We start from the raw sequence: 26,042 nt of genomic DNA on the forward strand, positions 1-26,042 counted from the left end.
TACAGGTGTAATAATGAGAGCCACATCAGAGGAGATCGCCATCTTTGTGGCGGTGGTGGAAAGCGGGAGTTTCAGCCGGGCGGCCGAGCAGCTCGGACAAGCCAACTCTGCCGTCAGCCGGGCGGTCAAGAAGCTGGAATCAAAGCTGGGTGTGAGCCTGCTCAATCGGACCACCCGCCAGCTCAGCCTGACCGAAGAAGGCGAGCGCTATTTTCGCCGGATGCAGGTGGTCTTGCAGGAGATGGCAGCGGCAGAGAATGATCTGCTGGAGACACGCACGACCCCGCGCGGTCTGCTGCGGGTAGATGCGGCAACGCCGGTGATGCTGCATTTTCTTATGCCGCTGGTAAAGCCGTTTCGCGAGCGCTACCCGGAAATGACGCTATCGCTCGTCTCTTCAGAGACGTTTATCAATCTGATTGAGCGAAAAGTGGATGTGGCTATTCGGGCCGGGACCTTAACGGACTCCAGCCTGCGCGCCCGACCGCTGTTTACCAGCTATCGTAAGATCGTCGCCTCGCCCGACTATGTCGCGCGCTACGGTATGCCGCAGCATCCGTCAGATCTGAAACAGCATCACTGCCTCGGCTTCACCGAACCGGTATCGCTGAATACCTGGCCGGTCTCCTGTTGCGATGGTCAGCTGTTAGAGATCGAGTCGGCGGTGTCCTCCAACAGCGGCGAAACGCTCAAGCAGCTGTGCCTGACCGGTAACGGCATTGCCTGTTTGTCGGATTACATGGTGGATAAAGAGATTGCCAGCGGAGAGTTTGTCGAACTACTGGCCGATAAGCGCTTACCGGTGGAGATGCCCTTCAGTGCCGTCTATTACAGCGACCGGGCGGTCAGTACCCGCATCAGGGCATTTATTGATTTTCTGAGCGAGCATGTAAAACAGCTCCCGAAGGAGCTGTCGTAATACAATCTCAGGCGGCAATGCGAGTGGCATCCCGGTATCGGGAGATTAATCCCACTGCGGCGCCAGACCTTCCGGACTCACCAGACGATCGTTGCAGTCCAGTGCGGCGATCGCTTGACGATCTTCATCATCCAGCTGCAGATCCTGCGCTTTCAGGTTGCTGGCCAGGTTGTCACGCTTGGTGGACGATGGGATAACCGCATAGCCTTCGCCCATTGCCCATGCCAGAATAACCTGCGCTGGGGTCGCACCATGTTTCGCCGCGATGCGGGCAATCACTTCATCTTTCAGTGCCTTACCGTAGGCCAGCGTCATGTAAGAAGTGATATGGATGCCGTGCTCACGCGCCCAATCGACGACTTTACGGTTTTGCAGGTACGGAGAAAGCTCAATCTGGTTAGTCGCGATGTTTTCCGCACCAACGGCGGCAATCGCACGCTCCATCAGCGGAATAGTGAAGTTGGAGATACCAATCTGACGGGTCAGTCCCAGTTTCTTCGCTTCCATCAGGGCCGCCATAGACTCTTCAACCGCAACCGCATCGTTCGGTGACGGCCAGTGGATCAGCGTCAGGTCAACATAGTCCGTGCGCAGCTTCTGCAGGCTCTCTTTCAGGCTGGCGATGAGTTTGTCTTTGCTCAGGTTTTCGATCCAGATTTTGGTAGTGATGAACAGCTCATCACGCGGCACGCCGCTTTCGGCGATAGCCTGACCCACCGCGGCTTCGTTGTCATAGATTTGCGCGGTGTCGATAGCACGATAGCCCAGCTCCAGCGCGGTTTTTACGGATGCGATAACAACATCATCTTTCAGACGGAAGGTGCCAAGACCAAATGCAGGGATTGCCATGATTTTCCTCGTTATTTCTTCATTTCGGTTAACGGATAGAATTATGGCTGAGGGTGAAGTGGAGAAAAAGAGTGATTAATGCAGAGGATTTTTGCTGATTTAGCAATAATCGAATACAGAGCAAACAAAAAAGCCCTGAGCAAATGCTCAGGGCTCTTAATAAGTGGCGGAACGGACGGGACTCGAACCCGCGACCCCCTGCGTGACAGGCAGGTATTCTAACCGACTGAACTACCGCTCCACCGAATTTCTTCGCTTTATTACCACCGGTTGTCACCCCGGCTTACTGCAATTTGATGCCTGGCAGTTCCCTACTCTCACATGGGGAGACCCCACACTACCATCGGCGCTACGGCGTTTCACTTCTGAGTTCGGCATGGGGTCAGGTGGGACCACCGCGCTAGTGCCGCCAGGCAAATTCTTTGTGCTCAGTACGCAATTCTTTATCGCATCAGCCGCGTTGCCTGCGCTCGTAAAGTCAGTCACATACTTCAGTATGCTCCTTCCTTTCCTTCGCTTGCCGCCTTGCTGCTGCGCAAATTATTGCGTACTCAACTCTGAATCTAAGCTGAAAATTCTCTCAAATCCGCCAAAACATCTTCGGCGTTGTAAGGTTAAGCCTCACGGTTCATTAGTACCGGTTAGCTCAACGCATCGCTGCGCTTACACACCCGGCCTATCAACGTCGTCGTCTTCAACGTTCCTTCAGGAGACTTATAGTCTCAGGGAGAACTCATCTCGGGGCAAGTTTCGTGCTTAGATGCTTTCAGCACTTATCTCTTCCGCATTTAGCTACCGGGCAGTGCCATTGGCATGACAACCCGAACACCAGTGATGCGTCCACTCCGGTCCTCTCGTACTAGGAGCAGCCCCCCTCAATTCTCCAGCGCCCACGGCAGATAGGGACCGAACTGTCTCACGACGTTCTAAACCCAGCTCGCGTACCACTTTAAATGGCGAACAGCCATACCCTTGGGACCTACTTCAGCCCCAGGATGTGATGAGCCGACATCGAGGTGCCAAACACCGCCGTCGATATGAACTCTTGGGCGGTATCAGCCTGTTATCCCCGGAGTACCTTTTATCCGTTGAGCGATGGCCCTTCCATTCAGAACCACCGGATCACTATGACCTGCTTTCGCACCTGCTCGCGCCGTCACGCTCGCAGTCAAGCTAGCTTATGCCATTGCACTAACCTCCTGATGTCCGACCAGGATTAGCTAACCTTCGTGCTCCTCCGTTACGCTTTGGGAGGAGACCGCCCCAGTCAAACTACCCACCAGACACTGTCCGCAACCCCGATAAGGGGCCAACGTTAGAACATCAAACATTAAAGGGTGGTATTTCAAGGTTGGCTCCACGCAGACTGGCGTCCACGCTTCAAAGCCTCCCACCTATCCTACACATCAAGGCTCAATGTTCAGTGTCAAGCTATAGTAAAGGTTCACGGGGTCTTTCCGTCTTGCCGCGGGTACACTGCATCTTCACAGCGAGTTCAATTTCACTGAGTCTCGGGTGGAGACAGCCTGGCCATCATTACGCCATTCGTGCAGGTCGGAACTTACCCGACAAGGAATTTCGCTACCTTAGGACCGTTATAGTTACGGCCGCCGTTTACCGGGGCTTCGATCAAGAGCTTCTCCTTACGGATAACCCCATCAATTAACCTTCCGGCACCGGGCAGGCGTCACACCGTATACGTCCACTTTCGTGTTTGCACAGTGCTGTGTTTTTAATAAACAGTTGCAGCCAGCTGGTATCTTCGACTGGTCTCAGCTCCGTCCGCAGGGACTTCACCTACACACCAGCGTGCCTTCTCCCGAAGTTACGGCACCATTTTGCCTAGTTCCTTCACCCGAGTTCTCTCAAGCGCCTTGGTATTCTCTACCTGACCACCTGTGTCGGTTTGGGGTACGATTTGATGTTACCTGATGCTTAGAGGCTTTTCCTGGAAGCAGGGCATCTGTCACTTCAGTACCGTGGTACCTCGTCATCACACCTCAGCCTTGATTATCCGGATTTGCCTGGATAACCAGCCTACATGCTTAAACCGGGACAACCGTCGCCCGGATGACATAGCCTTCTCCGTCCCCCCTTCGCAGTAACACCAAGTACAGGAATATTAACCTGTTTCCCATCGACTACGCCTTTCGGCCTCGCCTTAGGGGTCGACTCACCCTGCCCCGATTAACGTTGGACAGGAACCCTTGGTCTTCCGGCGAGCGGGCTTTTCACCCGCTTTATCGTTACTTATGTCAGCATTCGCACTTCTGATACCTCCAGCATGCCTCACAGCACACCTTCACAGGCTTACAGAACGCTCCCCTACCCAACGAACGTATCCTTAAACCGACTCGACTTTGTAAACGCTTTGACGTCGCTTCGCTCCGTCAATCGTCACTGAAATCGTTTTAAGTGATACGTTCGCTGCCGCAGCTTCGGTGCACAGTTTAGCCCCGTTACATCTTCCGCGCAGGCCGACTCGACCAGTGAGCTATTACGCTTTCTTTAAATGATGGCTGCTTCTAAGCCAACATCCTGGCTGTCTGGGCCTTCCCACATCGTTTCCCACTTAACCATGACTTTGGGACCTTAGCTGGCGGTCTGGGTTGTTTCCCTCTTCACGACGGACGTTAGCACCCGCCGTGTGTCTCCCGTGATAACATTCTTCGGTATTCGTAGTTTGCATCGGGTTGGTAAGTCGGGATGACCCCCTAGCCGAAACAGTGCTCTACCCCCGAAGATGAGTTCACGAGGCGCTACCTAAATAGCTTTCGGGGAGAACCAGCTATCTCCCGGTTTGATTGGCCTTTCACCCCCAGCCACAAGTCATCCGCTAATTTTTCAACATTAGTCGGTTCGGTCCTCCAGTTAGTGTTACCCAACCTTCAACCTGCCCATGGCTAGATCACCGGGTTTCGGGTCTATACCCTGCAACTTAACGCCCAGTTAAGACTCGGTTTCCCTGCGGCTCCCCTATACGGTTAACCTTGCTACAGAATATAAGTCGCTGACCCATTATACAAAAGGTACGCAGTCACACCCGAAGGTGCTCCCACTGCTTGTACGTACACGGTTTCAGGTTCTTTTTCACTCCCCTCGCCGGGGTTCTTTTCGCCTTTCCCTCACGGTACTGGTTCACTATCGGTCAGTCAGGAGTATTTAGCCTTGGAGGATGGTCCCCCCATATTCAGACAGGATACCACGTGTCCCGCCCTACTCTTCGAGTTCACAGCCTGTGCATTTTGGTGTACGGGACTATCACCCTGTACCGTCGGACTTTCCAGACCGTTCCACTAACACACAAGCTGATTCAGACTCTGGGCTGCTCCCCGTTCGCTCGCCGCTACTGGGGGAATCTCGGTTGATTTCTTTTCCTCGGGGTACTTAGATGTTTCAGTTCCCCCGGTTCGCCTCGTTAACCTATGTATTCAGTTAACGATAGTGTGACGAATCACACTGGGTTTCCCCATTCGGACATCGCCGGCTATAACGGTTCATATCACCTTACCGACGCTTTTCGCAGATTAGCACGTCCTTCATCGCCTCTGACTGCCAGGGCATCCACCGTGTACGCTTAGTCGCTTAACCTCACAACCCGAAGATGTCTTCAGATTGCGAAAATTTGAGAGACTCGAACACACTTAAACAGTGTGTCGTTTCAATTTTCAGCTTGATCCAGATTTTTAAAGAGCAAAACTTCGCAGTGAACCTTTTCAGGTACACTCTGAAGTTTTCTTGTTTTTGCAGTAAAGATGGTGGAGCTATGCGGGATCGAACCGCAGACCTCCTGCGTGCAAAGCAGGCGCTCTCCCAGCTGAGCTATAGCCCCATCGAATGAATCTCTTTTAACCTTAATTCTTTCTGAGACAAGGCGTGGAACGGCGAAGCATACTCAGGTATGCGAGTCGTTTCACAACGCGGTATCAGGAAGAATTTGGTAGGCCTGAGTGGACTTGAACCACCGACCTCACCCTTATCAGGGGTGCGCTCTAACCACCTGAGCTACAAGCCTGCAGAGATTACTTACTGCTCTATTTTCATCAGACAATCTGTGTGAGCACTACAAAGGCAGGTTCTTTAAGGTAAGGAGGTGATCCAACCGCAGGTTCCCCTACGGTTACCTTGTTACGACTTCACCCCAGTCATGAATCACAAAGTGGTAAGCGCCCTCCCGAAGGTTAAGCTACCTACTTCTTTTGCAACCCACTCCCATGGTGTGACGGGCGGTGTGTACAAGGCCCGGGAACGTATTCACCGTAGCATTCTGATCTACGATTACTAGCGATTCCGACTTCATGGAGTCGAGTTGCAGACTCCAATCCGGACTACGACATACTTTATGAGGTCCGCTTGCTCTCGCGAGGTCGCTTCTCTTTGTATATGCCATTGTAGCACGTGTGTAGCCCTGGTCGTAAGGGCCATGATGACTTGACGTCATCCCCACCTTCCTCCAGTTTATCACTGGCAGTCTCCTTTGAGTTCCCGGCCTAACCGCTGGCAACAAAGGATAAGGGTTGCGCTCGTTGCGGGACTTAACCCAACATTTCACAACACGAGCTGACGACAGCCATGCAGCACCTGTCTCACAGTTCCCGAAGGCACCAATCCATCTCTGGAAAGTTCTGTGGATGTCAAGACCAGGTAAGGTTCTTCGCGTTGCATCGAATTAAACCACATGCTCCACCGCTTGTGCGGGCCCCCGTCAATTCATTTGAGTTTTAACCTTGCGGCCGTACTCCCCAGGCGGTCGATTTAACGCGTTAGCTCCGGAAGCCACGCCTCAAGGGCACAACCTCCAAATCGACATCGTTTACGGCGTGGACTACCAGGGTATCTAATCCTGTTTGCTCCCCACGCTTTCGCACCTGAGCGTCAGTCTTTGTCCAGGGGGCCGCCTTCGCCACCGGTATTCCTCCAGATCTCTACGCATTTCACCGCTACACCTGGAATTCTACCCCCCTCTACAAGACTCTAGCCTGCCAGTTTCGAATGCAGTTCCCAGGTTGAGCCCGGGGATTTCACATCCGACTTGACAGACCGCCTGCGTGCGCTTTACGCCCAGTAATTCCGATTAACGCTTGCACCCTCCGTATTACCGCGGCTGCTGGCACGGAGTTAGCCGGTGCTTCTTCTGCGGGTAACGTCAATCGCCAAGGTTATTAACCTTAACGCCTTCCTCCCCGCTGAAAGTGCTTTACAACCCGAAGGCCTTCTTCACACACGCGGCATGGCTGCATCAGGCTTGCGCCCATTGTGCAATATTCCCCACTGCTGCCTCCCGTAGGAGTCTGGACCGTGTCTCAGTTCCAGTGTGGCTGGTCATCCTCTCAGACCAGCTAGGGATCGTCGCCTAGGTGAGCCGTTACCCCACCTACTAGCTAATCCCATCTGGGCACATCTGATGGCATGAGGCCCGAAGGTCCCCCACTTTGGTCTTGCGACGTTATGCGGTATTAGCTACCGTTTCCAGTAGTTATCCCCCTCCATCAGGCAGTTTCCCAGACATTACTCACCCGTCCGCCGCTCGTCACCCGAGAGCAAGCTCTCTGTGCTACCGCTCGACTTGCATGTGTTAGGCCTGCCGCCAGCGTTCAATCTGAGCCATGATCAAACTCTTCAATTTAAGTTTGATGCTCGTGAATTAAACTTCGTAATGAATTACGTATGTTCACTCAGAGACTTGGTATTCATTTTTCGTCCGAGGACGTTAAGAATCCATGTCACTTTGAGTGCCCACACAGATTGTCTGATAAATTGTTAAAGAGCAGTTGCGACGCGCTTTAGCGCTCTGTCGCGAGGTGGCGTATATTACGCTTTCCTCTTTCAGAGTCAACCCTGAATTTCAGGATTTTTCTCTTCAACCGAACCGGCTGTTTGTGTGAAGTGATTCACATCCGCCGTGTCGATGGAGGCGCATTATAGGGAGCTCTCCGGGAATGACAAGCGGAAAAATACAATTTTATTTCAACCGCTCATCTTTTAAACGTAACGCTTATTTTTGCTGCTTTTTAATCGCCGCAGGCAGCTCTGCCAGGCTATTTAGCACCCAGTCCGCCGCTTTTTCCGCTTCTTCAGTCAGGGGCTTACCGGTACGCACCAGCACTTTAGTACCAACATCCGCAGCCGCTGCCGCCTGCATATCTTCCAGTTTGTCCCCTACCATAAAGGAAGCAGCCATATCGATATGCAGATAATCGCGGGCGGAGATCAGCATCCCTGGATGCGGTTTACGGCAATCACAGGTCTGGCGGTACTCCTCCACCGCACCCTGCGGGTGGTGTGGGCAATAGTAGATACCATCCAGGTCGACGCCGCGGTCTGCCAGAGACCAGTCCATCCATTCGGTCAGCGTTTCAAACTGGGCTTCGGTAAATTTGCCGCGAGCAATACCGGACTGGTTAGTGACCAGCACCAGCGCGTAGCCCATCTCTTTTAGTTCGCGCATCGCGTCAATGACGCCATCGATAAATTCAAAATTGTCGATTTCGTGGACGTAGCCATGATCGACATTAATAGTGCCGTCACGGTCGAGAAAAATTGCGGGTACTGACTTTGCCACCGGTTTGCTCCTGAAAAAGGCTAGTGCCGTTAGTATCGCATGTTTCCGCATGCAAGAAAGTGCTCATTATAAAGAGTCAGATTGATTTAGACGTCTGGATGCCTTAACATCCATTTCATTGCCAGGCATCGCCTGGATACGGCAGAAGAAAATGCCACGGCAAACGGCTAAACGATAATAAATAACTGATGATTAAACTTTCCAATATCACCAAAGTATTCCAGCAGGGGAATCGCAGCATTCAGGCGCTCAATAACGTCAGCCTGCATGTCCCTGCAGGACAGATTTACGGCGTCATCGGTGCCTCCGGCGCCGGTAAAAGTACGCTGATTCGCTGCGTCAACCTGCTGGAGCGCCCGACCGAGGGCAGCGTACAGGTTGACGGCCAGGAATTGACTGCTCTGTCGGAAAAGGAGTTAACCCGCGCACGCCGTCAGATTGGCATGATTTTCCAGCATTTTAATCTGCTGGCCTCGCGGACCGTTTTCGGCAACGTGGCATTACCCCTGGAGCTGGACAACACGCCGCAAGCAGAAATCAAACGCCGAGTCACCGAGCTGCTGGATCTTGTTGGCCTGGCTGATAAGCAGGACAGCTACCCGGCCAATCTTTCCGGCGGCCAGAAACAACGCGTCGCCATTGCCCGCGCGCTGGCCAGCAACCCCAAGGTTCTGCTGTGCGATGAAGCCACCAGCGCCCTGGACCCGGCCACTACCCGTTCCATTCTCGAACTGCTGAAAGACATTAACCGTCGCCTGGGCCTGACCATCCTGCTGATCACCCACGAAATGGATGTGGTGAAACGCATCTGCGACTGCGTGGCGGTCATTAGCAACGGCCAGCTGATCGAGCAGGACACGGTGAGCGAAGTCTTCTCCCATCCGAAGACGCCGCTGGCGCAGCAGTTTATTCAGTCCACTCTGCACCTCGATATTCCGGATGACTATCAGGCGCGCCTGAAACCTACCGCCACAGCGGATAGCGTACCGATGCTGCGCATGGAATTTACCGGCCACTCCGTCGATGCGCCGCTGCTCTCGGAAACCGCGCGTCGCTTCAATGTAAATAACAACATTATTAGCGCGCAGATGGATTATGCCGGCGGTGTGAAGTTCGGCATCATGCTCACCGAAATGCACGGTACACAGGAAGACACTCAGGCGGCGATCGCCTGGCTGCAGGAACATCATGTAAAAGTAGAGGTATTGGGTTATGTCTGAGGCAATGATGTGGCTGCTGTTGCGCGGCGTATGGGAAACGCTGGCAATGACTTTTGTCTCCGGCTTCTTCGGTTTTGTCCTCGGCCTGCCGGTGGGCGTACTGCTGTACGTGACCCGTCCGGGACAAATCGTCGCCAATGCCAAACTGTACCGCACGCTGTCGGCGCTGGTGAACATTTTCCGATCCATCCCGTTCATTATCCTGCTGGTCTGGATGATCCCGTTTACCCGCGTGATCGTCGGCACCTCAATCGGCCTGCAGGCGGCGATCGTGCCGTTAACCGTCGGCGCCGCGCCGTTTATCGCCCGTATGGTGGAGAACGCACTGCTGGAAATCCCGACCGGTCTTATCGAAGCTTCCCGCGCGATGGGCGCCACGCCGCTGCAGATCGTGCGTAAAGTCCTGTTGCCTGAAGCGCTGCCGGGTCTGGTCAACGCTGCCACCATCACGCTTATTACCCTGGTAGGCTACTCCGCCATGGGCGGCGCGGTGGGCGCCGGTGGTCTGGGGCAGATTGGTTATCAGTATGGCTACATCGGCTATAACGCGACGGTAATGAATACCGTACTGGTATTACTGGTTATTCTGGTTTATTTAATTCAATTCTCTGGCGATCGCATCGTCCGGGCTGTGACTCATAAATAACGTTATTGGCAGACAACACTCATTCTTACAGGAAGGAAATAACATGGCCTTTAATTTCAAAACCTTTGCGGCAGTTGGCGCGTTAATCGGTTCTCTGGCGCTGGTGGGTTGCGGTCAGGATGAAAAAGATCCGAATCATATTAAAGTTGGCGTTATCGTCGGGGCGGAACAGCAGGTCGCGGAAGTGGCGCAGAAAGTAGCAAAAGAGAAGTATGGCCTCGACGTTGAGCTGGTGACCTTCAACGATTACGTGCTGCCGAACGAAGCGCTGAGCAAAGGCGACATCGACGTGAACGCCTTCCAGCACAAACCCTATCTCGACCAGCAGATTAAAGACCGCGGCTATAAACTGGTTGCCGTCGGCAATACCTTCGTCTATCCAATCGCGGGTTACTCGAAGAAAATCAAATCGCTGGATGAACTGCAGCCGGGCTCACAGATTGCCGTTCCGAACGATCCGACCAACCTCGGTCGTTCCCTGCTGCTGCTGCAGCAGGTGGGTCTGATTAAACTGAAAGAAGGCGTGGGCCTGCTGCCGACTTCTCTGGACGTGGTTGAGAACCCGAAAAACCTGAAGATTGTTGAGCTGGAAGCGCCGCAGCTGCCGCGTTCTCTGGACGACGCGCAAATTGCGCTGGCCGTTATCAACACTACTTACGCCAGCCAGATTGGTCTGACCCCAGCGAAAGACGGTATCTTTGTTGAAGGCAAAGAGTCGCCGTACGTGAATCTGATCGTGGCGCGTGAAGACAACAAAGATGCTGAGAATGTGAAAAAATTCGTTCAGGCTTACCAGAGCGATGAAGTTTACGAAGCGGCGAACAAGATCTTTAACGGCGGCGCCGTGAAAGGCTGGTAATCTTTTCTCACCGTAATATCATTCAGGACGGGCTTCACGCCCGTCTTGTCATTTATGCAAGCACCTGATTCAATAACGCCCTGTTTTTTATTCATTGAGGAAATACTATGCGTGCTTTACCGGTCTGTTTGTTAGCACTCATGTTAAGCGGTTGTTCCATGCTAAGCAGATCTCCCGTTGAGCCTGTTCAAAGCACTGCAACTCCCCCGGTTAAATCGGAGCCGAGCAAACCACGCGCAACCCGTCCGGCGCCAGTACGTATTTATACCGATGCGTCAGAGCTGGTAGGTAAACCGTTCCGCGATCTGGGTGAAGTCACTGGCGAATCGTGCCAGGCCTCGAATCAGGATTCACCACCAAATATCCCTACCGCCCGCAAGCGCCTGCAGATTAATGCCGCGCGTATGAAAGCCAATGCTGTCCTGCTTCACCGCTGCGAAGTGACCAGCGGCACGCCAGGCTGCTACCGTCAGGCGGTATGTCTCGGCTCGGCGCTTAACGTCTCGGCACAATGAGTGCATTCCAGTTCGCACAGATAGGCGTGATCCGCTCGCCGTATAAAGAGAAATTTGCCGTGCCTCGCCAGCCAGGCCTGGTAAAACACGGCGGCGGAGAACTGCATCTGGTCGCGCCCTACAACCAGGCCGACGCCGTGCGGGGCCTGGAAAACTTCAGCCATCTGTGGGTCCTGTTTGTGTTTCATCAGACGATGGAAGGCGGCTGGCGTCCCACGGTGCGCCCTCCCCGGCTGGGAGGCAATGCGCGGATGGGCGTCTTCGCCACCCGTTCGACGTTTCGCCCTAACCCCATCGGCATGTCTCTGGTTGAACTGAAAGGCGTCCGCTGTCAGAAAGATCAGGTGATACTGGAGCTGGGTAGTCTTGATCTCGTCGACGGGACGCCGGTGGTTGATATCAAACCGTATCTTCCTTTCGCCGAAGCCCTGCCGAATGCCAGCGCCAGCTATGCGCAGCAGGCGCCGCTGGCGGGTATGAACGTCAGCTTTACGCCGGAAACAGAAGCACAGTTACTGACGCTGGAAAAACGCTACCCGCATATCAAAGCGTTTATCCGCGAAGTACTGGCACAGGATCCGCGCCCGGCCTACCGTAAAGAGGAAGAAGCAGGAAAAACGTATGCCGTCTGGCTGCTGGATTTCAACGTCCGCTGGCGGGTTATTGCCTCTGGTTTTGAAGTCTTTGCCCTCGAAGCGCGCTAATTTTATTTTTCCTCTCTTTTGGCATCTTTGCCACACTGGTAAACTAAACCACTTTTTTGTTTCAGGCTGGACAACCAGCCTGTTCCGCTCGTTTAACTGGAACCGTTACAACATGCGTACTAGCCAATATCTGCTCTCCACTCTGAAGGAGACACCTGCCGACGCCGAGGTAATCAGCCACCAGCTGATGCTGCGCGCCGGGATGATCCGCAAGCTGGCCTCCGGGTTATACACCTGGCTGCCGACCGGCGTGCGCGTCCTGAAAAAAGTCGAAAACATCGTGCGTGAAGAGATGAACAACGCCGGTGCGATCGAGGTGTTAATGCCGGTCGTTCAGCCTTCTGAACTGTGGCAGGAGAGCGGTCGCTGGGAGCAATACGGCCCGGAACTGCTGCGCATTGCCGATCGCGGCGATCGCCCGTTCGTCCTCGGACCAACCCACGAAGAGGTCATTACCGATCTGATCCGCAACGAGCTGAACTCCTATAAGCAGTTGCCGCTGAATTTTTATCAGATCCAGACCAAATTCCGTGACGAAGTGCGCCCGCGTTTCGGTGTGATGCGCTCCCGTGAATTCCTGATGAAAGATGCTTACTCTTTCCATACTTCGCAGGAGTCGCTGCAGGAAACCTACGATGCGATGTATACCGCCTATAGCAAAATCTTCAGTCGTATGGGGCTGGATTTCCGCGCGGTACAGGCTGATACCGGCTCCATCGGCGGTAGCGCTTCCCATGAATTCCAGGTGCTGGCGCAGAGCGGCGAAGACGATGTGATCTTCTCCGACAGCTCTGATTACGCGGCAAACATCGAGTTTGCAGAAGCCGTTGCGCCAAAAGAGCCGCGCGCAGCCGCCACCCAGGAGATGACGCTGGTCGATACGCCGAATGCCAAAACCATCGCCGAGCTGGTGGAGCAGTTCAACCTGCCGATCGAAAAAACCGTGAAAACCCTGCTGGTGAAAGCCGTTGAAGATAGCGCTTCCCCGCTGGTTGCCCTGCTGGTGCGCGGCGATCACGAGCTGAACGAAGTGAAAGCGGAAAAACTACCGCAGGTCGCCAGCCCGCTGACTTTCGCCACCGAAGAAGAGATCCGCGCCCTGGTGCAAGCTGGCCCGGGTTCCCTGGGTCCGGTGAACCTGCCGGTGCCAGTGATTATCGACCGTACTGTGGCGGTGATGAGCGATTTCGCTGCCGGCGCCAACATCGATGGCAAACACTACTTCGGTATCAACTGGGACCGCGATGTTGCCACGCCGGAAGTCGCCGACATCCGTAACGTCGTTGCCGGCGACCCGAGCCCGGACGGTAAAGGTACCCTGCTTATCAAACGCGGTATCGAAGTAGGCCATATCTTCCAGCTCGGTACCAAGTACTCCGAGGCGATGAAGGCTGCGGTGCAGGGCGAAGATGGCCGCAATCAGATCCTGACCATGGGCTGCTATGGTATCGGGGTGACTCGCGTGGTGGCGGCAGCAATTGAGCAGAACTTTGACGATCGCGGCATCGTCTGGCCGGATGCGATCGCGCCGTTCCAGGTGGCGATCCTGCCGATGAATATGCACAAGTCTTACCGTGTGCAGGAACTGGCGGAAAAACTGTACGCCGAACTGAGCGCTCAAGGTATTGAAGTGCTGATGGACGACCGTAAAGAGCGTCCGGGCGTCATGTTCGCCGATATGGAGCTGATCGGTATCCCGCACACCATCGTGCTGGGCGATCGGAACCTCGACAACGACGATATCGAATACAAATATCGTCGCAACGGTGAGAAGCAGCTGATTAAAACCGGTGATATCGTGGAATATCTGGTTAAAGCGATAAAAGGCTAATTCTCCCCCTCAAGGCCCTGAACGGATGTCAGGGCCTTTTTTTTTACAAGGACAGTACGCATGGCTTCACAAATCCTCCGTGGCGGGCTGCTTACCTCTGCCCTGCTCCTGCTTACCGCCTGTACCGTAGACGTTGGCCGCAGCGCCTCTTCTGCCTCCGCTACCGATGGACGCTCCCCGCCATGGGCTATCACCCTCCAGCGGCAAAGCTCGATTGCCGGCAGCGAGCTACACGAAATCAACGAAAGCGACCTCCGTTCCGGTGACCTGCTGTTCTCCTCCAGCCTGGGCGTCACGTCGCTTGGGATCCGCGCCTTCAGCGCCTCTTCTGTAAGCCACGTCGCATTGTATCTCGGTGACGGTCAGATTGCGGAAGCTACCGGCGCCGGCGTTCAGATCATTTCTGTTCAACAGGCGCTGGCGCACAGCGATAAACTGTTTGCCCTCAGGGTGCCCGACCTGACGCCAGATCAGGTGATGGCGATGAAAAACTTTGCCTGGCAGGTCAAAGACAGCGGGTATAACTATCGCGGCATTATGCAGTTTATTCCTTATATGGTCACCAAGCCGCTCTGCTCGCTCAACCCCTTCTCACGAGACTTTCGCCAGCAGTGCGTCAGCGGCCTGGCCAAAGCGCAGCTGGGCGATGCGGCAAGCGCTGACAAGAAAGCGTGGTTTTGCTCGGAGTTTGTCAGCGAGGCCTTTGTCCGAGCCGGGCATCCGCTGACGCTCGCGCAGGCGGCGTGGATCAGCCCCTCAGACCTGCTGCACATGCGGGAAGGAGACGTCGCCACCTTTAAACCGGAAACGCAGCTGCAGTATGTCGGGCATTTGAAGCTGGGGGTTTATCTTCAGGCCGGTCGGCTGGTGGGATTAAACAGAGCAACAGCTGGTATGAATTAAACTATTTACCTTTCCCCCTACAGCTAACGCTTTATACGCTATGGTGGGCGGAAAGAAGCAGAATGACAGTGCCACAATGACGAAAATCAGCTAGTTGGCGACCGTCAGAGGAGCGCCCCTGCCCGGTTCGCGGGCAGGGGCCGGACAATCAGTGCCCGCAGTCTTTCCCCTGGATAAATTCTCCGTCTTTATCCGTCATCAGCGTTTTCATCATCTCGCCGGTATCCGGGTTCGCTTCGAGAGTGAAGTGCCCCTCCACCACCAGCAGCACCGGGCGTGAATCATTGCCGCGGGCAGCGGCATAATCCCGCTCAAGCCGGGCATTGTTCGCCACCGCGACGCGTTTACCGGTCGCGCAATCGGTAAAGGTTGCCGCATCGGCCATATAGAAATACATGCCGCGCATCGCCATCGGCGTCGTCGGCAGGCTGGCCTTCACTGGCTCCAGGGTATAGTTGAGAGGAGACTGAATGGGGCTTCCGTTGCGGTCGAGCATCTCCAGCTTGTCGCCTTTCGCGCGAAAGTAAGATTTCTCGCCCTTGCTGTTGGTCAGCACCAGTTTATCCGCGGTACGTGCCCAGGTGCCGTACGAGGCAAAGGATGACGGCTCACGACGGGCGTCCTGGTAGTGCTCATTCATCACCCAGGTCCCGTCTTTTTCCAGGAACAGCGAGGTGTCGATACCTTCGCAATCCGCGCAAGGCAGCACGCCTCGCCAGCTTTGCTGCATCGGCTTGAGCTCTTCCATCGCCGCTGGCTGGACCGTGTCAGTCTCGGCGCGATGGTTACAACCAAACAGCGCGAACAGCGAACAGGCCGCTATCACGGAGAATACGATTTTCTTCACTTTGCTTTCCTTATCATCCATTTCACCCGTTCGCCGACGCCTTCACTGGCGAACTTTCCCACGCAGCGCCTTGACTGAGGACTTCTGTGCCTTGGAAGCAAGGCGTCGCTCTTTCGATGCCCGAGTCGGTCGCGTCTCCCGGCGACTTTTTTGCACTGCGGTTAATTCTTTAATAAGGGCCACCAGCCGGGCGATCGCCGCTTCACGGTTCATCTCCTGGCTGCGGTATTCCTGAGCCTTAATGATAACCACACCGTCAGCAGAAATTAAGTGGTGGCTGGCGGCGAGCAGGCGCTCTTTGTAAAACTCCGGCAGGCTTGAAGCTTTAATATCAAAGCGCAAGTGGATGGCCGTCGACGCTTTATTCACATGCTGCCCCCCTGCTCCCTGGGCGCGAATACCTGAAAGCACGATCTCGTCGTCAGGAATGGCCACGCTGCGGCTGATGGTAATCATGCCGGCGCTTGCCAGGCGGTAAGCTGAATTTCCAGATTATTCTGAGCGTCGGATAACCAGATACCACCGTCCTGCAGAGTAGCCTGCAGCGTCATGGTGCGGTCGGCAAAAGCGCTAAGCTGTGCCAGTTGCGCATCATCAAGATACCAGATGCTCAGCTTCGGGTACGCCGCAAGCTTGCTCTGATTCTGCTGCCACCACACTTCCGCCGCCCGGCTGTTATAGGCAAACAGCGCCACCGCTTGCGCCCGTGAGCAGGCTTTCTTAATCCGCCGCTCATCCGGCAGACCCAGTTCGATCCACAGATCGACCCCGAGATGATCGTTAAGCAGCCACAGCTCCGGCTCGTCGTCCGACGAGAGGCCGCGGGTAAACTGTAGCCGTTCATCGGCATATTTGATCCACGCCAGCAGGCGCAGCATCATGCGCTCCTGGGTTTCCGACGGGTGCTGCGCCAGCGTCAGGTTAGCATCCAGAAACTGGTTGCGATCCAGATCGGCTACATTCACCGCGGCTTTATATATCGTCGCTTTCAGCGCCATGAATAAACTCCTGAAAAAAATGGCGTCCATTGTAGCGAAACTGGTAGCAAAAGGCTGTCGGCAATCGCAGCAACCTGTTTCATCCTGCTGAAAATGCTTAAATGACTATGATATAGTTCCCTTGCTAAACAGAGTTTATCTTCGTAGGCTTAAACTTGCATCCCACGGTTGAGTCAGAACGCTGACAGGAGGGCATGTGGATCACTATTGTGAGTTAATACGCAAGCGGTATGCGGAAATAGCCAGCGGAGACTTAGGGTATATCCCGGATGCGCTGGGTTGCGTGTTGAAAGTATTGAATGAGATTGCGGCGGATGAGGCCCTTTCGGAGTCAGTCAGGGAAAAGGCCGCTTATGCGGCAGCAAACTTACTGGTGAGCGATTATGTCAATGAATGATACTTATCAACCCATTAACTGCGATGATTACGACAACCTGGAGCTGGCCTGCCAGCATCACCTGGTGCTGACGCTGGCGCTGAAGGATGGCGAACAGCTGCAGGCCAAGGCCAGCGATCTAATCTCGCGTAAAAATATCGAGTATCTGGTGGTCGAACTCGCCGGTAATGTCCGCGAGCTGCGCCTGGATAAAATCGCCAGCTTCAGTCACCCGGAAATCGGCACCGTGGTGGTGAGCGAATCCTGAATCAAAAACGGGCTTAATCGCCCGTTTTCCTCCACGTCAGTCTGACCCCTTCCCCGTCCTTCACTTCACCTTCTGTGGTCACAAACAGATCGTCCGCTGCGGCAATCAGCGTTTCGCCGTAAAACAGCAGCGGCGTGGTGTCTCGTCGCCACGGAGCAACGCCCAGTTCCTGCCAGAGCTTCTTCAGCTTACGTCCGCCGTGGCGCCCGACGATATGCAGGTGGCCGCTGGCGCGAAAGCGGACAGTGACCGCTTCTCCCTCAGACGGCGGGCGCAGCCTGCCGCCCGGCTGCAGCATCAGCTCGCCGAGACCGTCCGCCAGCCGCAACGGCTGGCGCCAGTCGGGCCAGCGCTGGACGCTATCCGCCTGCCCGGGTACATATCTCACCCAGTACAAGCGCTGCTGAAAACGGCGGACGGTAAAATCCCCCAGCCGCAGACAAGGGCTGGCATCTTCCCGCGCCAGCGCCACCTCATGCCAGAGGCGCTCTGGCACCTCGCGGGCCGGCATCGGCGCCTGCTGCCCGGCGAGCCAGCGACGCAGCAGCGCCGCGCGGCGGGGTGGGCTCATCGACGTCAGCGGGGTGATAGCCAGCGAGCCATCTTCGGCCACCAGCGACGCCAGCTCCGCCGCCAACATCTCGTCCAGCAGCTGCTCCTGCTCGGCGCACAGGCTGGCGCTGCGGGCAACGGCCTCGCTAAAGTGCGGCCAGCGCTCGCGCAGCACCGGGATCACCCGCAGGCGCAGGAAATTGCGGTCATAGGTATCGTCCTGATTACTCTCATCTTCAATCCACGACAGCTGATGGGCGAGCGCCCACTGGCGCAGCGATTCGCGGGTTTCATTGAGGAGAGGACGCAGTAGTCGACTGTCGGCAAAGGCAGAGGATGGCGCCATCGCCGACAGGCCGGTAGGACCGCTGCCGCGTTTTAACGCCAGCAGCAGGGTTTCACACTGGTCATCCTGGTGCTGGGCGGTCACTAACACCTCACCGGCGTTGAGCGTCTCCTGAAAGGCCTGATAGCGCGCCGCACGAGCGTGGGCCTCGACGCCGAGCCCTCCCCTGGCTAACGTCACGTGATGCACCACCAGCGGCACCTGCCACTGCTGGCAAACCTGCCGACAATGTGCCACCCACTGGTCTGCATGGGCGCTAAGGCCGTGATGAACATGCACCGCCCGCAGCGTCAGCGCGGGATCCTGTTCCCGCAGCTGCACCAGCTGGTGCAGGAGAACCGTCGAGTCCAGACCGCCGCTGAAGGCCACCAGCAGCTGGCGATGGGGATGAAGCGTATGCGCAATATCAGCCAACATATCCACAAACATACCGAGAAGTGATGGCCCGGCACGTTACCGGGCCAGGGTCGCGCTGGCAAGGTTTACTGCTGATATATTTCCAGCGGCAGGTCGTCCGGATCGCTAAAGAAGGTAAAGCGTTTGCCGGTAAAGGGATCGACGCGAATCGCTTCGCACTCGACGCCATCGGCCGTCAGATGCGCCACCGCAGCGTCGATATCATCCACGCTAAAGGCCAGATGACGCAACCCACAGGCTTCGGGGCGGCTGGGTCGGGCCGGCGGAAACGGGAACGAGAACAGCTCAATCACGTACTCGCCGTTGAGCGCCAGATCGCCCTTCCAGGAATCGCGCTCGGCGCGATAGAACTCGCTTTGCAGCGTAAACCCCAGAATGTCGCAATAGAACGCTTTACTGCGGGCGTAATCCGTCGCAATGATGGCAATATGGTGAACCCGTTTCAAACCCAGCATGGTTAAACTCCTTCTGTTAAGCCAGCCACGTTACGCGTGTGCGCCGTTAACGCGCAAGCCTTTCGTCATTTTTTAAGACTCGTACCCGATACACGCCGTCTTCATCGCGCTTCGCTCCATGAATATCGGTCTCAAAGCCCGGATAATGACGCCCGATGGAGCAGAGCATCAGCAGGAAATCGAGCACCGCCCGGCTTTCCTCCGTGATCATCTCTCCCGGCATCAGCAGCGGTACGCCCGGCGGATAAGGGAGGATCATATTGGCCGAAATCCGCCCCACCAGGTTCTCCAGTTCAATAGTTTCTACCTCACCCTTGATCTGGCGCTGCCAGGCGTGATGCGGCGTCATTTTCATTTCCGGCAGGACGTCAAAGGCGCTGAGCATCAGCTGCGGCAGCTGGTGCTGACGGATCAAGCGGTGGATCCCCTGCGCCAGATCCTGGATCCGCATGTTGCGGTAGAAGTCGGGATCTTCGGCGTACAGATCCGGCAGCATATTTTTCACCCGCAGATTGAGATCGTAGGCGCGTTTGAACTCAGTCAGACCGCGCAGTAGCCCCATCGCCCGGGTTTTATCAATGCCGATGCTGAACAGGAACAGCAGGTTATAGGGGCCCGTTTTTTCCACCACCACGCCCCGCTCGTCGAGGAACTTCGCCACCAGCGCCGCCGGGATCCCCTCTTCATCCATATTCCCCTGCTCGTCCATGCCCGGCGTCAGAATGGTGACCTTCACCGGATCGAGATACATATGATCCGCATCGGCATCTTTGAAACCATGCCAGTCTTCGCCCGGCGCCACCGGCCAGCATTCGGCTTTATCCACCGCTTCCGGCTGCCAGATATCAAAGAACCAGCCGTCCGACTCCTCGCGCAGTCGCTGCACCTCTTTGCGGAAGTCCAGCGCCCGCTCAATGGAGCGCTGGATGAGACGTTTACCGGAGTTACCGCGCAGCATCGCCGCCGCGGTCTCAATCGACGCGACGATGGGGTAGCTCGGCGAGGTCGAGGTATGCATCATAAAGGCTTCATTAAAGGTCTCTTCATCATAGTTGCCCTTAATGTGGATCAGCGAGGCCTGCGACAGCGCGGCCAGCATCTTATGCGTGGACTGCGTCTCGAAGATGACTTTTCCGGGGATCCGCTCCCCGCTCATACCGCTTTTCCCCTGATATATCGGATGGAAATGGGTATACGGCACCCAGGCGGAATCAAAATGGATCGACGGGACGTCGAGCGTCTCCTTAAGCCAGGTGGTGTTGTAGAGCAGTCCATCGTAGGTAGAGTTGGTGATCACCGCATGCACGGGCCACTGCGCCCCGCCCGTGTCGCGCACTTTCTGTTGAATGCTGTCGCGGGTGAACTCGCGCCGGGGGATACCGCCGAGGATCCCCAGCGCGTTGCGGGTCGGCTTCAGCCACAGGGGAACCACATCGCTCATCATCAGCAGGTGGGCCAGCGATTTGTGACAGTTACGGTCAATCAGCAGCGTGCTGCCGGCGGGCGCCGAGTACATACCGACAATTTTGTTGGACGTCGAGGTGCCGTTGGTCACCATGTAGCTCTGTTCAGCGCCAAAGGCGCGGGCAATATACTCCTCCGCCTCCAGGTGCGGGCCGGTATGATCCAGCAGGGAGCCCAGCTCAGTGACCGAAATCGAGACATCCGCCTTCAGCGTATTGCCGCCAAAAAAATCATAGAACAGGCAGCCCACCGGGCTTTTCTGATAGGCGCTACCGCCCATATGGCCCGGCGTACAGAAGGTATATTTTCCCTCCTGCACGTAGTTAAACAGCGCGCGGGTAAATGGCGGAGTGATATTCTCCAGGTATTCGCGGGTGTACTGCCCGATGCGAGTGGCGATCTCTTCGGAGAGTCCCAGCGCATATTCGAAGAACCACAGCGTCATGCGCAGATCCTGACTGCTGACGTCCATCGTCGAGTGGGCGTTAATAAAGGCATACAGGGGGAGGTATTCATTGAGCTGATTGATATCGCTGCACAGATCGACGCTGTATTCATCCCAGTCGAAGATCACCCCGCAGATGCGCGGATTGTGCTCGATAAACTGCAGCAGGTCGGCGCTGTTTTGCGGCCAGATGGTCTGGAAACCCTGGCGCTGCAGCGCCGCTTCCAGTTCTTTGATCGGTTCGTCTTTGTGATAGACGCCGTGAGGCCCCATGATGGCGATGATATTCACGCTTTCCTCCTGGTATTCACCTAAGTCAAGCATCATAGCAATCCCCCGGGCGCATCGCACATAAAAAAAGGGCCGGAAAATCCGGCCCTTAGTGTTTAGTCCTGGCGAAAAAGTTAAGCGTAACCGTAGCTCATCAGACGCTGATAGCGGCGGTTCAACAGCTCTTCTTCGCTGAGCAGATCGAGATCCGCCAGGTCTGCCAGCAGCTGCGCCTTCAGGCTTGCCGCCATCGCTTCCGGGTTGCGGTGAGCGCCGCCCAGCGGTTCCGGAACGATAGAATCGATCAGCTTCAGCTCTTTCAGACGCGGGGCGATAATGCCCATCGCTTCCGCAGCCAGCGGCGCTTTATCCGCGCTCTTCCACAGAATGGAGGCGCAGCCTTCCGGAGAAATGACCGAATAGGTGCTGTACTGCAGCATGTTGACCTTGTCGCCCACGCCGATCGCCAGCGCGCCGCCGGAGCCGCCTTCACCGATCACGGTGCAGATAACCGGCACGCTCAAACGCGACATTTCACGCAGGTTACGGGCGATCGCTTCCGACTGGCCGCGCTCTTCCGCGCCGACGCCCGGATAAGCGCCCGGGGTGTCGATGAAAGTGATGATCGGCATTTTAAACCGCTCAGCCATTTCCATCAGGCGCAGCGCTTTACGGTAACCTTCCGGCGCCGGCATGCCAAAGTTGCGACGGATCTTCTCTTTAGTTTCACGGCCTTTCTGGTGGCCGATAATCATCACCGGACGACCATCAAGACGCGCGATACCGCCGACAATTGCTTTATCGTCAGCAAAGGCACGGTCACCGGCCAGTTCGTCAAATTCGTCGAACGCCAGGCGGACATAATCCAGGGTGTATGGACGGCGCGGGTGGCGCGCCAGTTGCGCAACCTGCCATGCACCGAGATCGGCGAAGATTTTGCGCGTCAGTTCTACGCTTTTCTCGCGCAGACGATGCACTTCTTCGTCGATGTTAATATCCAGTTTCTCATCCTGACGGCTTACCGCAGTCAGGGAATCGATTTTCGCTTCCAGCTCTGCAATCGGCTGTTCAAAATCTAGGAAATTCAGACTCATAGTATTCCTGTATTAGTCAAACTCCAGTTCCACCTGCTCCGAGCCGATAAGGCCCCGCAGATCGTTAAGTAAACGATCGCTCGGAGAGACGCGCCATGTTGCGCCGAAACGCAACCGCGCGCGTGCATCCGCCCTCTGATAATAGAGGTGCACTGGAATGGTTCCCGAACGGTGGGGTTCCAGAGACTGACGGAGTCGGTTTAAAAGCTGGTCATCAATTTGCCTGTCCGTCAGCGAGATAGCAAGCCCGCGAGCATATTTTTCCCGGGCTTCGTCAATGTCCATGACTTCACGGGCGGTCATTTTAAGCCCCCCGCTAAAGTCATCAAAGCTGACCTGTCCGCTGACGATAAGTATGCGGTCTTTTTCCAGCAACTGCTGATATTTATCCAGCGCGTCAGTGAATAACATCACTTCCAGACGCCCGGAACGGTCATCCAGAGTACAGATGCCGATACGATTGCCGCGCTTGGTGACCATTACCCGCGCCGCAATCACCAGCCCCGCCGCCGTGGTGACTTTCCCACGTTCGGTCGGATGCATGTCTTTGAGCCTCACGCCACCGACGTAGCGTTCAATCTCTTTCAGATACTGGTTAATCGGGTGCCCGGTCAGATATAGCCCCAGGGTCTCCCTTTCACCATCCAGTACCAGCTGTTCAGGCCACGGCTGACAGCTGGCGTAGGATTGCTCAATCTGCTCGGGCTCTTCCGCCAGCACGCCGAACATATCGGCCTGACCGATGGCCTCGGCTTTCGCGTGCTGGTCGGCGGCTTTCAGCGCATCGCCCAGCGAATTCATCAGCGCCGCGCGATGTGGACCGAGACGATCGAACGCCCCGGACATAATCAGTTTTTCCAGCACCCGACGGTTGAGCTTTTTAATATCGGTCCGCGCGCAGAGGTCGAACAGCTCGCGGAAATAACCACCGTTGTTGCGCGCCTCAATGATCGCTTCGATCGGCCCTTCGCCGACGCCTTTGATGGCGCCGATGCCGTAGACGATCTCGCCGTCGTCGTTGACGTGGAAATGGTACAGGCCGGAGTTAATATCCGGGGGCAAAATTTTCAGCCCCATACGCCAGCACTCATCCACCAGGCCCACTACCTTCTCGGTGTTGTCCATATCGGCGGTCATCACCGCCGCCATAAACTCGGCCGGATAGTGCGCCTTGAGCCACAGCGTCTGGTAGGAGACCAGCGCGTAGGCGGCGGAGTGCGATTTGTTAAATCCGTACCCGGCGAATTTCTCCACCAGGTCGAAGATTTTCATCGCCAGTTCGCCGTCAACGCCGTTTTTCTTCGCCCCATCTTCAAAGATAGAACGCTGCTTGGCCATCTCCTCCGGCTTTTTCTTACCCATTGCACGACGCAGCATATCCGCGCCGCCAAGGGTATATCCGGACAGCACCTGGGCAATCTGCATGACCTGTTCCTGATACAGGATGATGCCGTAGGTCGGCTCCAGCACCGGTTTCAGACTCTCATGCTGCCACTGCACGTCCGGATAAGAGATCTCTTCGCGGCCATGCTTACGGTCGATAAAGTTATCTACCATCCCCGACTGCAGCGGGCCCGGGCGGAACAGGGCCACCAGCGCGATCATATCTTCGAAGCAGTCAGGCTGCAGGCGCTTAATCAGATCTTTCATGCCGCGCGATTCAAGCTGGAAGACCGCGGTAGTTTCCGAGCGCTGCAGCATGTCGAAGCTTTTCTTGTCATCCAGCGGGATAGCGGCGATATCCAGCGGCCCTTCGCCATTCTTCTCACGGCGCTTGTTAATCATCTCCAGCGCCCAGTTAATGATAGTAAGCGTACGCAGACCGAGGAAGTCGAACTTCACCAGCCCGGCATATTCCACGTCGTTCTTATCAAACTGGGTGACCGGATGCAGCCCCTGTTCATCGCAATACAGCGGCGCGAAGTCAGTGATTTTAGTCGGAGCGATAACCACCCCACCGGCGTGTTTACCGGCGTTTCGCGTCACCCCTTCCAGCTTACGCGCCATGTCTATAAGCGCTTTAACTTCTTCGTCCGCTTCGTAGATTTCCGGCAGTTGCGGTTCGGCCTCAAAGGCTTTCGCCAGCGTCATGCCCGGATCGGGCGGCACCAGCTTGGAGATACGGTCGACAAAGCCGTACGGGTGACCCAGTACGCGACCCACGTCGCGGATAACCGCTTTCGCCGCCATGGTACCGAAGGTAATGATCTGCGATACCGCATCGCGGCCGTACATGTCCGCCACGTGCTCGATAACCTGGTCGCGTTTCTCCATGCAGAAGTCGACGTCGAAGTCGGGCATCGAGACACGTTCCGGGTTAAGGAAACGTTCGAACAGCAGGTCGAATTCCAGCGGGTCAAGATCGGTTATCTTCAGCGCGTAGGCCACCAGCGAACCGGCGCCGGAACCGCGGCCCGGGCCTACCGGCACGCCGTTATCCTTCGACCACTGGATAAACTCCATCACGATCAGGAAGTAGCCCGGGAAGCCCATCTGGTTGATAACCTGCAGCTCGATGTCCAGACGTTCGTCGTACTCCGGTCGACGCTTTGCGCGCTCTTCCGGATCCGGGAACAGAAACGCCAGACGCTCTTCCAGACCTTCTTTCGATTTCATGACCAGGAAATCTTCGGTGGTCATATCGCCGGTCGGGAACTGCGGCAGGAAATATTCGCCAAGCCGCACGGTGACGTTGCAGCGCTTGGCGATTTCTACGCTGTTTGCCAGCGCTTCCGGGATGTCGGCGAACAGCTCGCACATCTCCTCCTCACTGCGCATATATTGCTGCGGGGAGTAGTTACGCGGCCGTTTCGGATCGTCGAGCGTGAAGCCGTCGTGAATGGCGACGCGGATTTCGTGGGCGTCGAAGTCGCCGGTTTCAAGGAAGCGGACATCGTTGGTCGCCACCACCGGCAAACCGCGCGCTTCAGCCAGCGCCACGGCGGCATGGAGATAGCTCTCTTCATCCTGACGCCCGGTGCGGATCAGCTCCAGAAAATAGCGATCCGGGAAATGCTCTTCATAGAAGGCGACGCACTGTTCCACCAGCGGCATATTGCCGCGGATCAGGCTGACGCCGACGTCACCTTTACGGCCGCCGGAGAGCAGAATCAGCCCTTCCTGATGATCGACCAGCCAGTCACGGTCGATCCAGGGGCCCAGTGCGCCATAGCCGCGCTGATAGGCACGGGAAATCAGCAGCGTCAGATTCTGGTAGCCGGTGTTGTTCGCCGCCAGCACGGTCAGCTCGGTAAATTCGTCACCAAGCAGGTCGCACTGCACATGGAAGTCGGCGCCGACGATCGGCTTAATGCCCGCGCCATGTCCCGTCCCGTAGAACTTCACCAGCCCACACAGGTTAGTGAAATCAGTGATCGCCAGCGCTGGCATGCCAAGCGAGGCCGCCTTCTTGACCAGCGGCCCGGTCTTCGCCAGCCCATCGATCATGGAATAGTCGCTGTGCACCCGCAGGTGTACGAAACGTGGTTCAGCCATCTTTAGA

At 56.0% G+C, this 26,042-nt stretch carries 20 protein-coding genes, 3 tRNA genes and 3 rRNA genes; 10 read left to right on the top strand and 16 right to left on the bottom strand.

Features of this window, described 5'->3' with window-relative positions; translation table 11 throughout:
* Positions 1-13: 13 nt before the first annotated feature.
* Positions 14-919 carry a DNA-binding transcriptional regulator YafC gene (yafC, locus tag B8P98_RS22505; protein ID WP_008805249.1) on the top strand — a complete coding sequence of 302 codons (906 nt, stop codon included), beginning with the start codon at positions 14-16 and terminating at the stop codon, positions 917-919.
* 45 nt (positions 920-964) lie between these two features.
* Here yafC and dkgB read toward each other — a convergent pair whose 3' ends face one another.
* The 8 genes from dkgB to gmhB form a co-directional block, all read right to left on the bottom strand.
* A complete protein-coding gene (gene dkgB / locus B8P98_RS22510; RefSeq protein WP_025714978.1) occupies positions 965-1,768 on the bottom strand; it encodes a 2,5-didehydrogluconate reductase DkgB in 804 nt (267 codons plus the stop codon).
* Between the two features lie 164 nt (positions 1,769-1,932).
* Positions 1,933-2,009: transfer RNA gene (locus B8P98_RS22515), tRNA-Asp, on the bottom strand.
* 57 nt (positions 2,010-2,066) lie between these two features.
* Positions 2,067-2,182: ribosomal RNA gene (gene rrf, locus B8P98_RS22520) — 5S ribosomal RNA — on the bottom strand.
* A gap of 196 nt (positions 2,183-2,378) precedes the next feature.
* Positions 2,379-5,359: ribosomal RNA gene (locus B8P98_RS22525) — 23S ribosomal RNA — on the bottom strand.
* A gap of 165 nt (positions 5,360-5,524) precedes the next feature.
* Positions 5,525-5,600 (bottom strand) — tRNA-Ala (locus B8P98_RS22530).
* A gap of 106 nt (positions 5,601-5,706) precedes the next feature.
* Positions 5,707-5,783: transfer RNA gene (locus B8P98_RS22535), tRNA-Ile, on the bottom strand.
* Between the two features lie 71 nt (positions 5,784-5,854).
* Positions 5,855-7,394: ribosomal RNA gene (locus tag B8P98_RS22540) — 16S ribosomal RNA — on the bottom strand.
* Together the 16S, 23S and 5S rRNA genes with 3 tRNA genes alongside form the textbook arrangement of a ribosomal RNA operon.
* 369 nt (positions 7,395-7,763) lie before the next feature.
* A complete protein-coding gene (gene gmhB, locus B8P98_RS22545; RefSeq protein ID WP_064142869.1) occupies positions 7,764-8,330 on the bottom strand; it encodes a D-glycero-beta-D-manno-heptose 1,7-bisphosphate 7-phosphatase in 567 nt (188 codons plus the stop codon).
* A gap of 188 nt (positions 8,331-8,518) precedes the next feature.
* Here gmhB and metN point away from each other — a divergent pair, with 188 nt between their 5' ends.
* The 7 genes from metN to B8P98_RS22580 all read left to right on the top strand — a co-directional run bounded on the left by metN (position 8,519) and on the right by B8P98_RS22580 (position 15,008).
* Positions 8,519-9,550 (top strand): methionine ABC transporter ATP-binding protein MetN, encoded by a 1,032-nt coding sequence (metN, locus tag B8P98_RS22550; protein ID WP_025712365.1) that lies wholly within the window; start codon positions 8,519-8,521, stop codon positions 9,548-9,550.
* Positions 9,543-10,196, top strand: a complete 654-nt coding sequence (locus tag B8P98_RS22555; RefSeq protein WP_004204478.1) for a methionine ABC transporter permease MetI — start codon at positions 9,543-9,545, stop codon at positions 10,194-10,196. Before metN ends, B8P98_RS22555 begins: the two co-directional genes overlap by 8 nt.
* A 43-nt stretch (positions 10,197-10,239) precedes the next feature.
* Positions 10,240-11,055 carry a methionine ABC transporter substrate-binding lipoprotein MetQ gene (gene metQ, locus B8P98_RS22560; protein ID WP_025712363.1) on the top strand — a complete coding sequence of 272 codons (816 nt, stop codon included), beginning with the start codon at positions 10,240-10,242 and terminating at the stop codon, positions 11,053-11,055.
* Positions 11,056-11,162: 107 nt separating this feature from the next.
* Positions 11,163-11,570 carry an Rcs stress response system protein RcsF gene (rcsF, locus tag B8P98_RS22565; RefSeq protein ID WP_025712362.1) on the top strand — a complete coding sequence of 136 codons (408 nt, stop codon included), beginning with the start codon at positions 11,163-11,165 and terminating at the stop codon, positions 11,568-11,570.
* Positions 11,567-12,274: a tRNA (N6-threonylcarbamoyladenosine(37)-N6)-methyltransferase TrmO gene (gene tsaA / locus B8P98_RS22570; RefSeq protein ID WP_025712361.1), complete on the top strand. Its 708-nt coding sequence runs from the start codon at positions 11,567-11,569 to the stop codon at positions 12,272-12,274. Before rcsF ends, tsaA begins: the two co-directional genes overlap by 4 nt.
* Positions 12,275-12,386: 112 nt before the next feature.
* Positions 12,387-14,105 (top strand): proline--tRNA ligase, encoded by a 1,719-nt coding sequence (proS, locus tag B8P98_RS22575; protein WP_025712360.1) that lies wholly within the window; start codon positions 12,387-12,389, stop codon positions 14,103-14,105.
* A 60-nt stretch (positions 14,106-14,165) separates the two neighbouring features.
* Positions 14,166-15,008, top strand: coding sequence for a YaeF family permuted papain-like enzyme (locus B8P98_RS22580; protein ID WP_080897893.1), 843 nt, complete (start codon positions 14,166-14,168; stop codon positions 15,006-15,008).
* 148 nt (positions 15,009-15,156) lie between these two features.
* Here the strand turns inward: B8P98_RS22580 and nlpE are convergent, their stop codons facing one another.
* The 3 genes from nlpE to B8P98_RS22595 are packed head-to-tail and all read right to left on the bottom strand — an operon-like array spanning position 15,157 to position 16,853.
* Positions 15,157-15,855: an envelope stress response activation lipoprotein NlpE gene (gene nlpE / locus B8P98_RS22585; protein ID WP_087805079.1), complete on the bottom strand. Its 699-nt coding sequence runs from the start codon at positions 15,853-15,855 to the stop codon at positions 15,157-15,159.
* 42 nt (positions 15,856-15,897) lie between these two features.
* A complete protein-coding gene (arfB, locus tag B8P98_RS22590) occupies positions 15,898-16,311 on the bottom strand; it encodes an alternative ribosome rescue aminoacyl-tRNA hydrolase ArfB (protein WP_080897891.1) in 414 nt (137 codons plus the stop codon).
* Complete coding sequence (locus tag B8P98_RS22595; protein WP_080897890.1) at positions 16,308-16,853, bottom strand: YaeQ family protein; 546 nt, start codon at positions 16,851-16,853, stop codon at positions 16,308-16,310. Before B8P98_RS22595 ends, arfB begins: the two co-directional genes overlap by 4 nt.
* A gap of 196 nt (positions 16,854-17,049) precedes the next feature.
* Between B8P98_RS22595 and B8P98_RS22600 the strand changes: the two genes are divergently transcribed.
* Both B8P98_RS22600 and rof read left to right on the top strand, forming a co-directional pair.
* Positions 17,050-17,250, top strand: coding sequence for a YaeP family protein (locus B8P98_RS22600; protein WP_002889429.1), 201 nt, complete (start codon positions 17,050-17,052; stop codon positions 17,248-17,250).
* Positions 17,237-17,497, top strand: coding sequence for a Rho-binding antiterminator (gene rof / locus B8P98_RS22605; protein WP_002889424.1), 261 nt, complete (start codon positions 17,237-17,239; stop codon positions 17,495-17,497). Before B8P98_RS22600 ends, rof begins: the two co-directional genes overlap by 14 nt.
* A gap of 13 nt (positions 17,498-17,510) precedes the next feature.
* Here rof and tilS read toward each other — a convergent pair whose 3' ends face one another.
* From tilS to dnaE, 5 genes are all read right to left on the bottom strand, one after another.
* Positions 17,511-18,824, bottom strand: a complete 1,314-nt coding sequence (gene tilS, locus B8P98_RS22610) for a tRNA lysidine(34) synthetase TilS (RefSeq protein WP_095033423.1) — start codon at positions 18,822-18,824, stop codon at positions 17,511-17,513.
* A 53-nt stretch (positions 18,825-18,877) separates the two neighbouring features.
* Complete coding sequence (locus tag B8P98_RS22615; RefSeq protein ID WP_095033424.1) at positions 18,878-19,267, bottom strand: VOC family protein; 390 nt, start codon at positions 19,265-19,267, stop codon at positions 18,878-18,880.
* Between the two features lie 46 nt (positions 19,268-19,313).
* A complete protein-coding gene (locus B8P98_RS22620; RefSeq protein WP_002889384.1) occupies positions 19,314-21,467 on the bottom strand; it encodes a lysine decarboxylase LdcC in 2,154 nt (717 codons plus the stop codon).
* Between the two features lie 113 nt (positions 21,468-21,580).
* The gene (accA, locus tag B8P98_RS22625) at positions 21,581-22,540 is read right to left on the bottom strand and encodes an acetyl-CoA carboxylase carboxyl transferase subunit alpha (protein WP_004145855.1); all 960 of its coding nucleotides are present in this window, start codon (positions 22,538-22,540) and stop codon (positions 21,581-21,583) included.
* A gap of 12 nt (positions 22,541-22,552) precedes the next feature.
* Positions 22,553-26,035, bottom strand: a complete 3,483-nt coding sequence (gene dnaE / locus B8P98_RS22630) for a DNA polymerase III subunit alpha (RefSeq protein WP_080924769.1) — start codon at positions 26,033-26,035, stop codon at positions 22,553-22,555.
* Positions 26,036-26,042 lie beyond the last annotated feature (7 nt).

Origin of the sequence: Klebsiella quasivariicola, from assembly GCF_002269255.1 — a bacterium.
Taxonomy (GTDB): Bacteria; Pseudomonadota; Gammaproteobacteria; order Enterobacterales; family Enterobacteriaceae; genus Klebsiella; species Klebsiella quasivariicola.

Bases quoted from the DNA above. Each gene is read 5' to 3' on its own strand.
- yafC (WP_008805249.1), top strand. From the start codon at position 14: ATGAGAGCCACATCAGAGGAGATCGCCATCTTTGTGGCGGTGGTGGAA.
- dkgB (WP_025714978.1), bottom strand. From the start codon at position 1,768: ATGGCAATCCCTGCATTTGGTCTTGGCACCTTCCGTCTGAAAGATGAT.
- metN (WP_025712365.1), top strand. From the start codon at position 8,519: ATGATTAAACTTTCCAATATCACCAAAGTATTCCAGCAGGGGAATCGC.
- B8P98_RS22555 (WP_004204478.1), top strand. From the start codon at position 9,543: ATGTCTGAGGCAATGATGTGGCTGCTGTTGCGCGGCGTATGGGAAACG.
- metQ (WP_025712363.1), top strand. From the start codon at position 10,240: ATGGCCTTTAATTTCAAAACCTTTGCGGCAGTTGGCGCGTTAATCGGT.
- rcsF (WP_025712362.1), top strand. From the start codon at position 11,163: ATGCGTGCTTTACCGGTCTGTTTGTTAGCACTCATGTTAAGCGGTTGT.
- tsaA (WP_025712361.1), top strand. From the start codon at position 11,567: ATGAGTGCATTCCAGTTCGCACAGATAGGCGTGATCCGCTCGCCGTAT.
- proS (WP_025712360.1), top strand. From the start codon at position 12,387: ATGCGTACTAGCCAATATCTGCTCTCCACTCTGAAGGAGACACCTGCC.
- B8P98_RS22580 (WP_080897893.1), top strand. From the start codon at position 14,166: ATGGCTTCACAAATCCTCCGTGGCGGGCTGCTTACCTCTGCCCTGCTC.
- arfB (WP_080897891.1), bottom strand. From the start codon at position 16,311: ATGATTACCATCAGCCGCAGCGTGGCCATTCCTGACGACGAGATCGTG.
- B8P98_RS22595 (WP_080897890.1), bottom strand. From the start codon at position 16,853: ATGGCGCTGAAAGCGACGATATATAAAGCCGCGGTGAATGTAGCCGAT.
- rof (WP_002889424.1), top strand. From the start codon at position 17,237: ATGTCAATGAATGATACTTATCAACCCATTAACTGCGATGATTACGAC.
- tilS (WP_095033423.1), bottom strand. From the start codon at position 18,824: ATGTTTGTGGATATGTTGGCTGATATTGCGCATACGCTTCATCCCCAT.
- B8P98_RS22615 (WP_095033424.1), bottom strand. From the start codon at position 19,267: ATGCTGGGTTTGAAACGGGTTCACCATATTGCCATCATTGCGACGGAT.
- accA (WP_004145855.1), bottom strand. From the start codon at position 22,540: ATGAGTCTGAATTTCCTAGATTTTGAACAGCCGATTGCAGAGCTGGAA.
- dnaE (WP_080924769.1), bottom strand. From the start codon at position 26,035: ATGGCTGAACCACGTTTCGTACACCTGCGGGTGCACAGCGACTATTCC.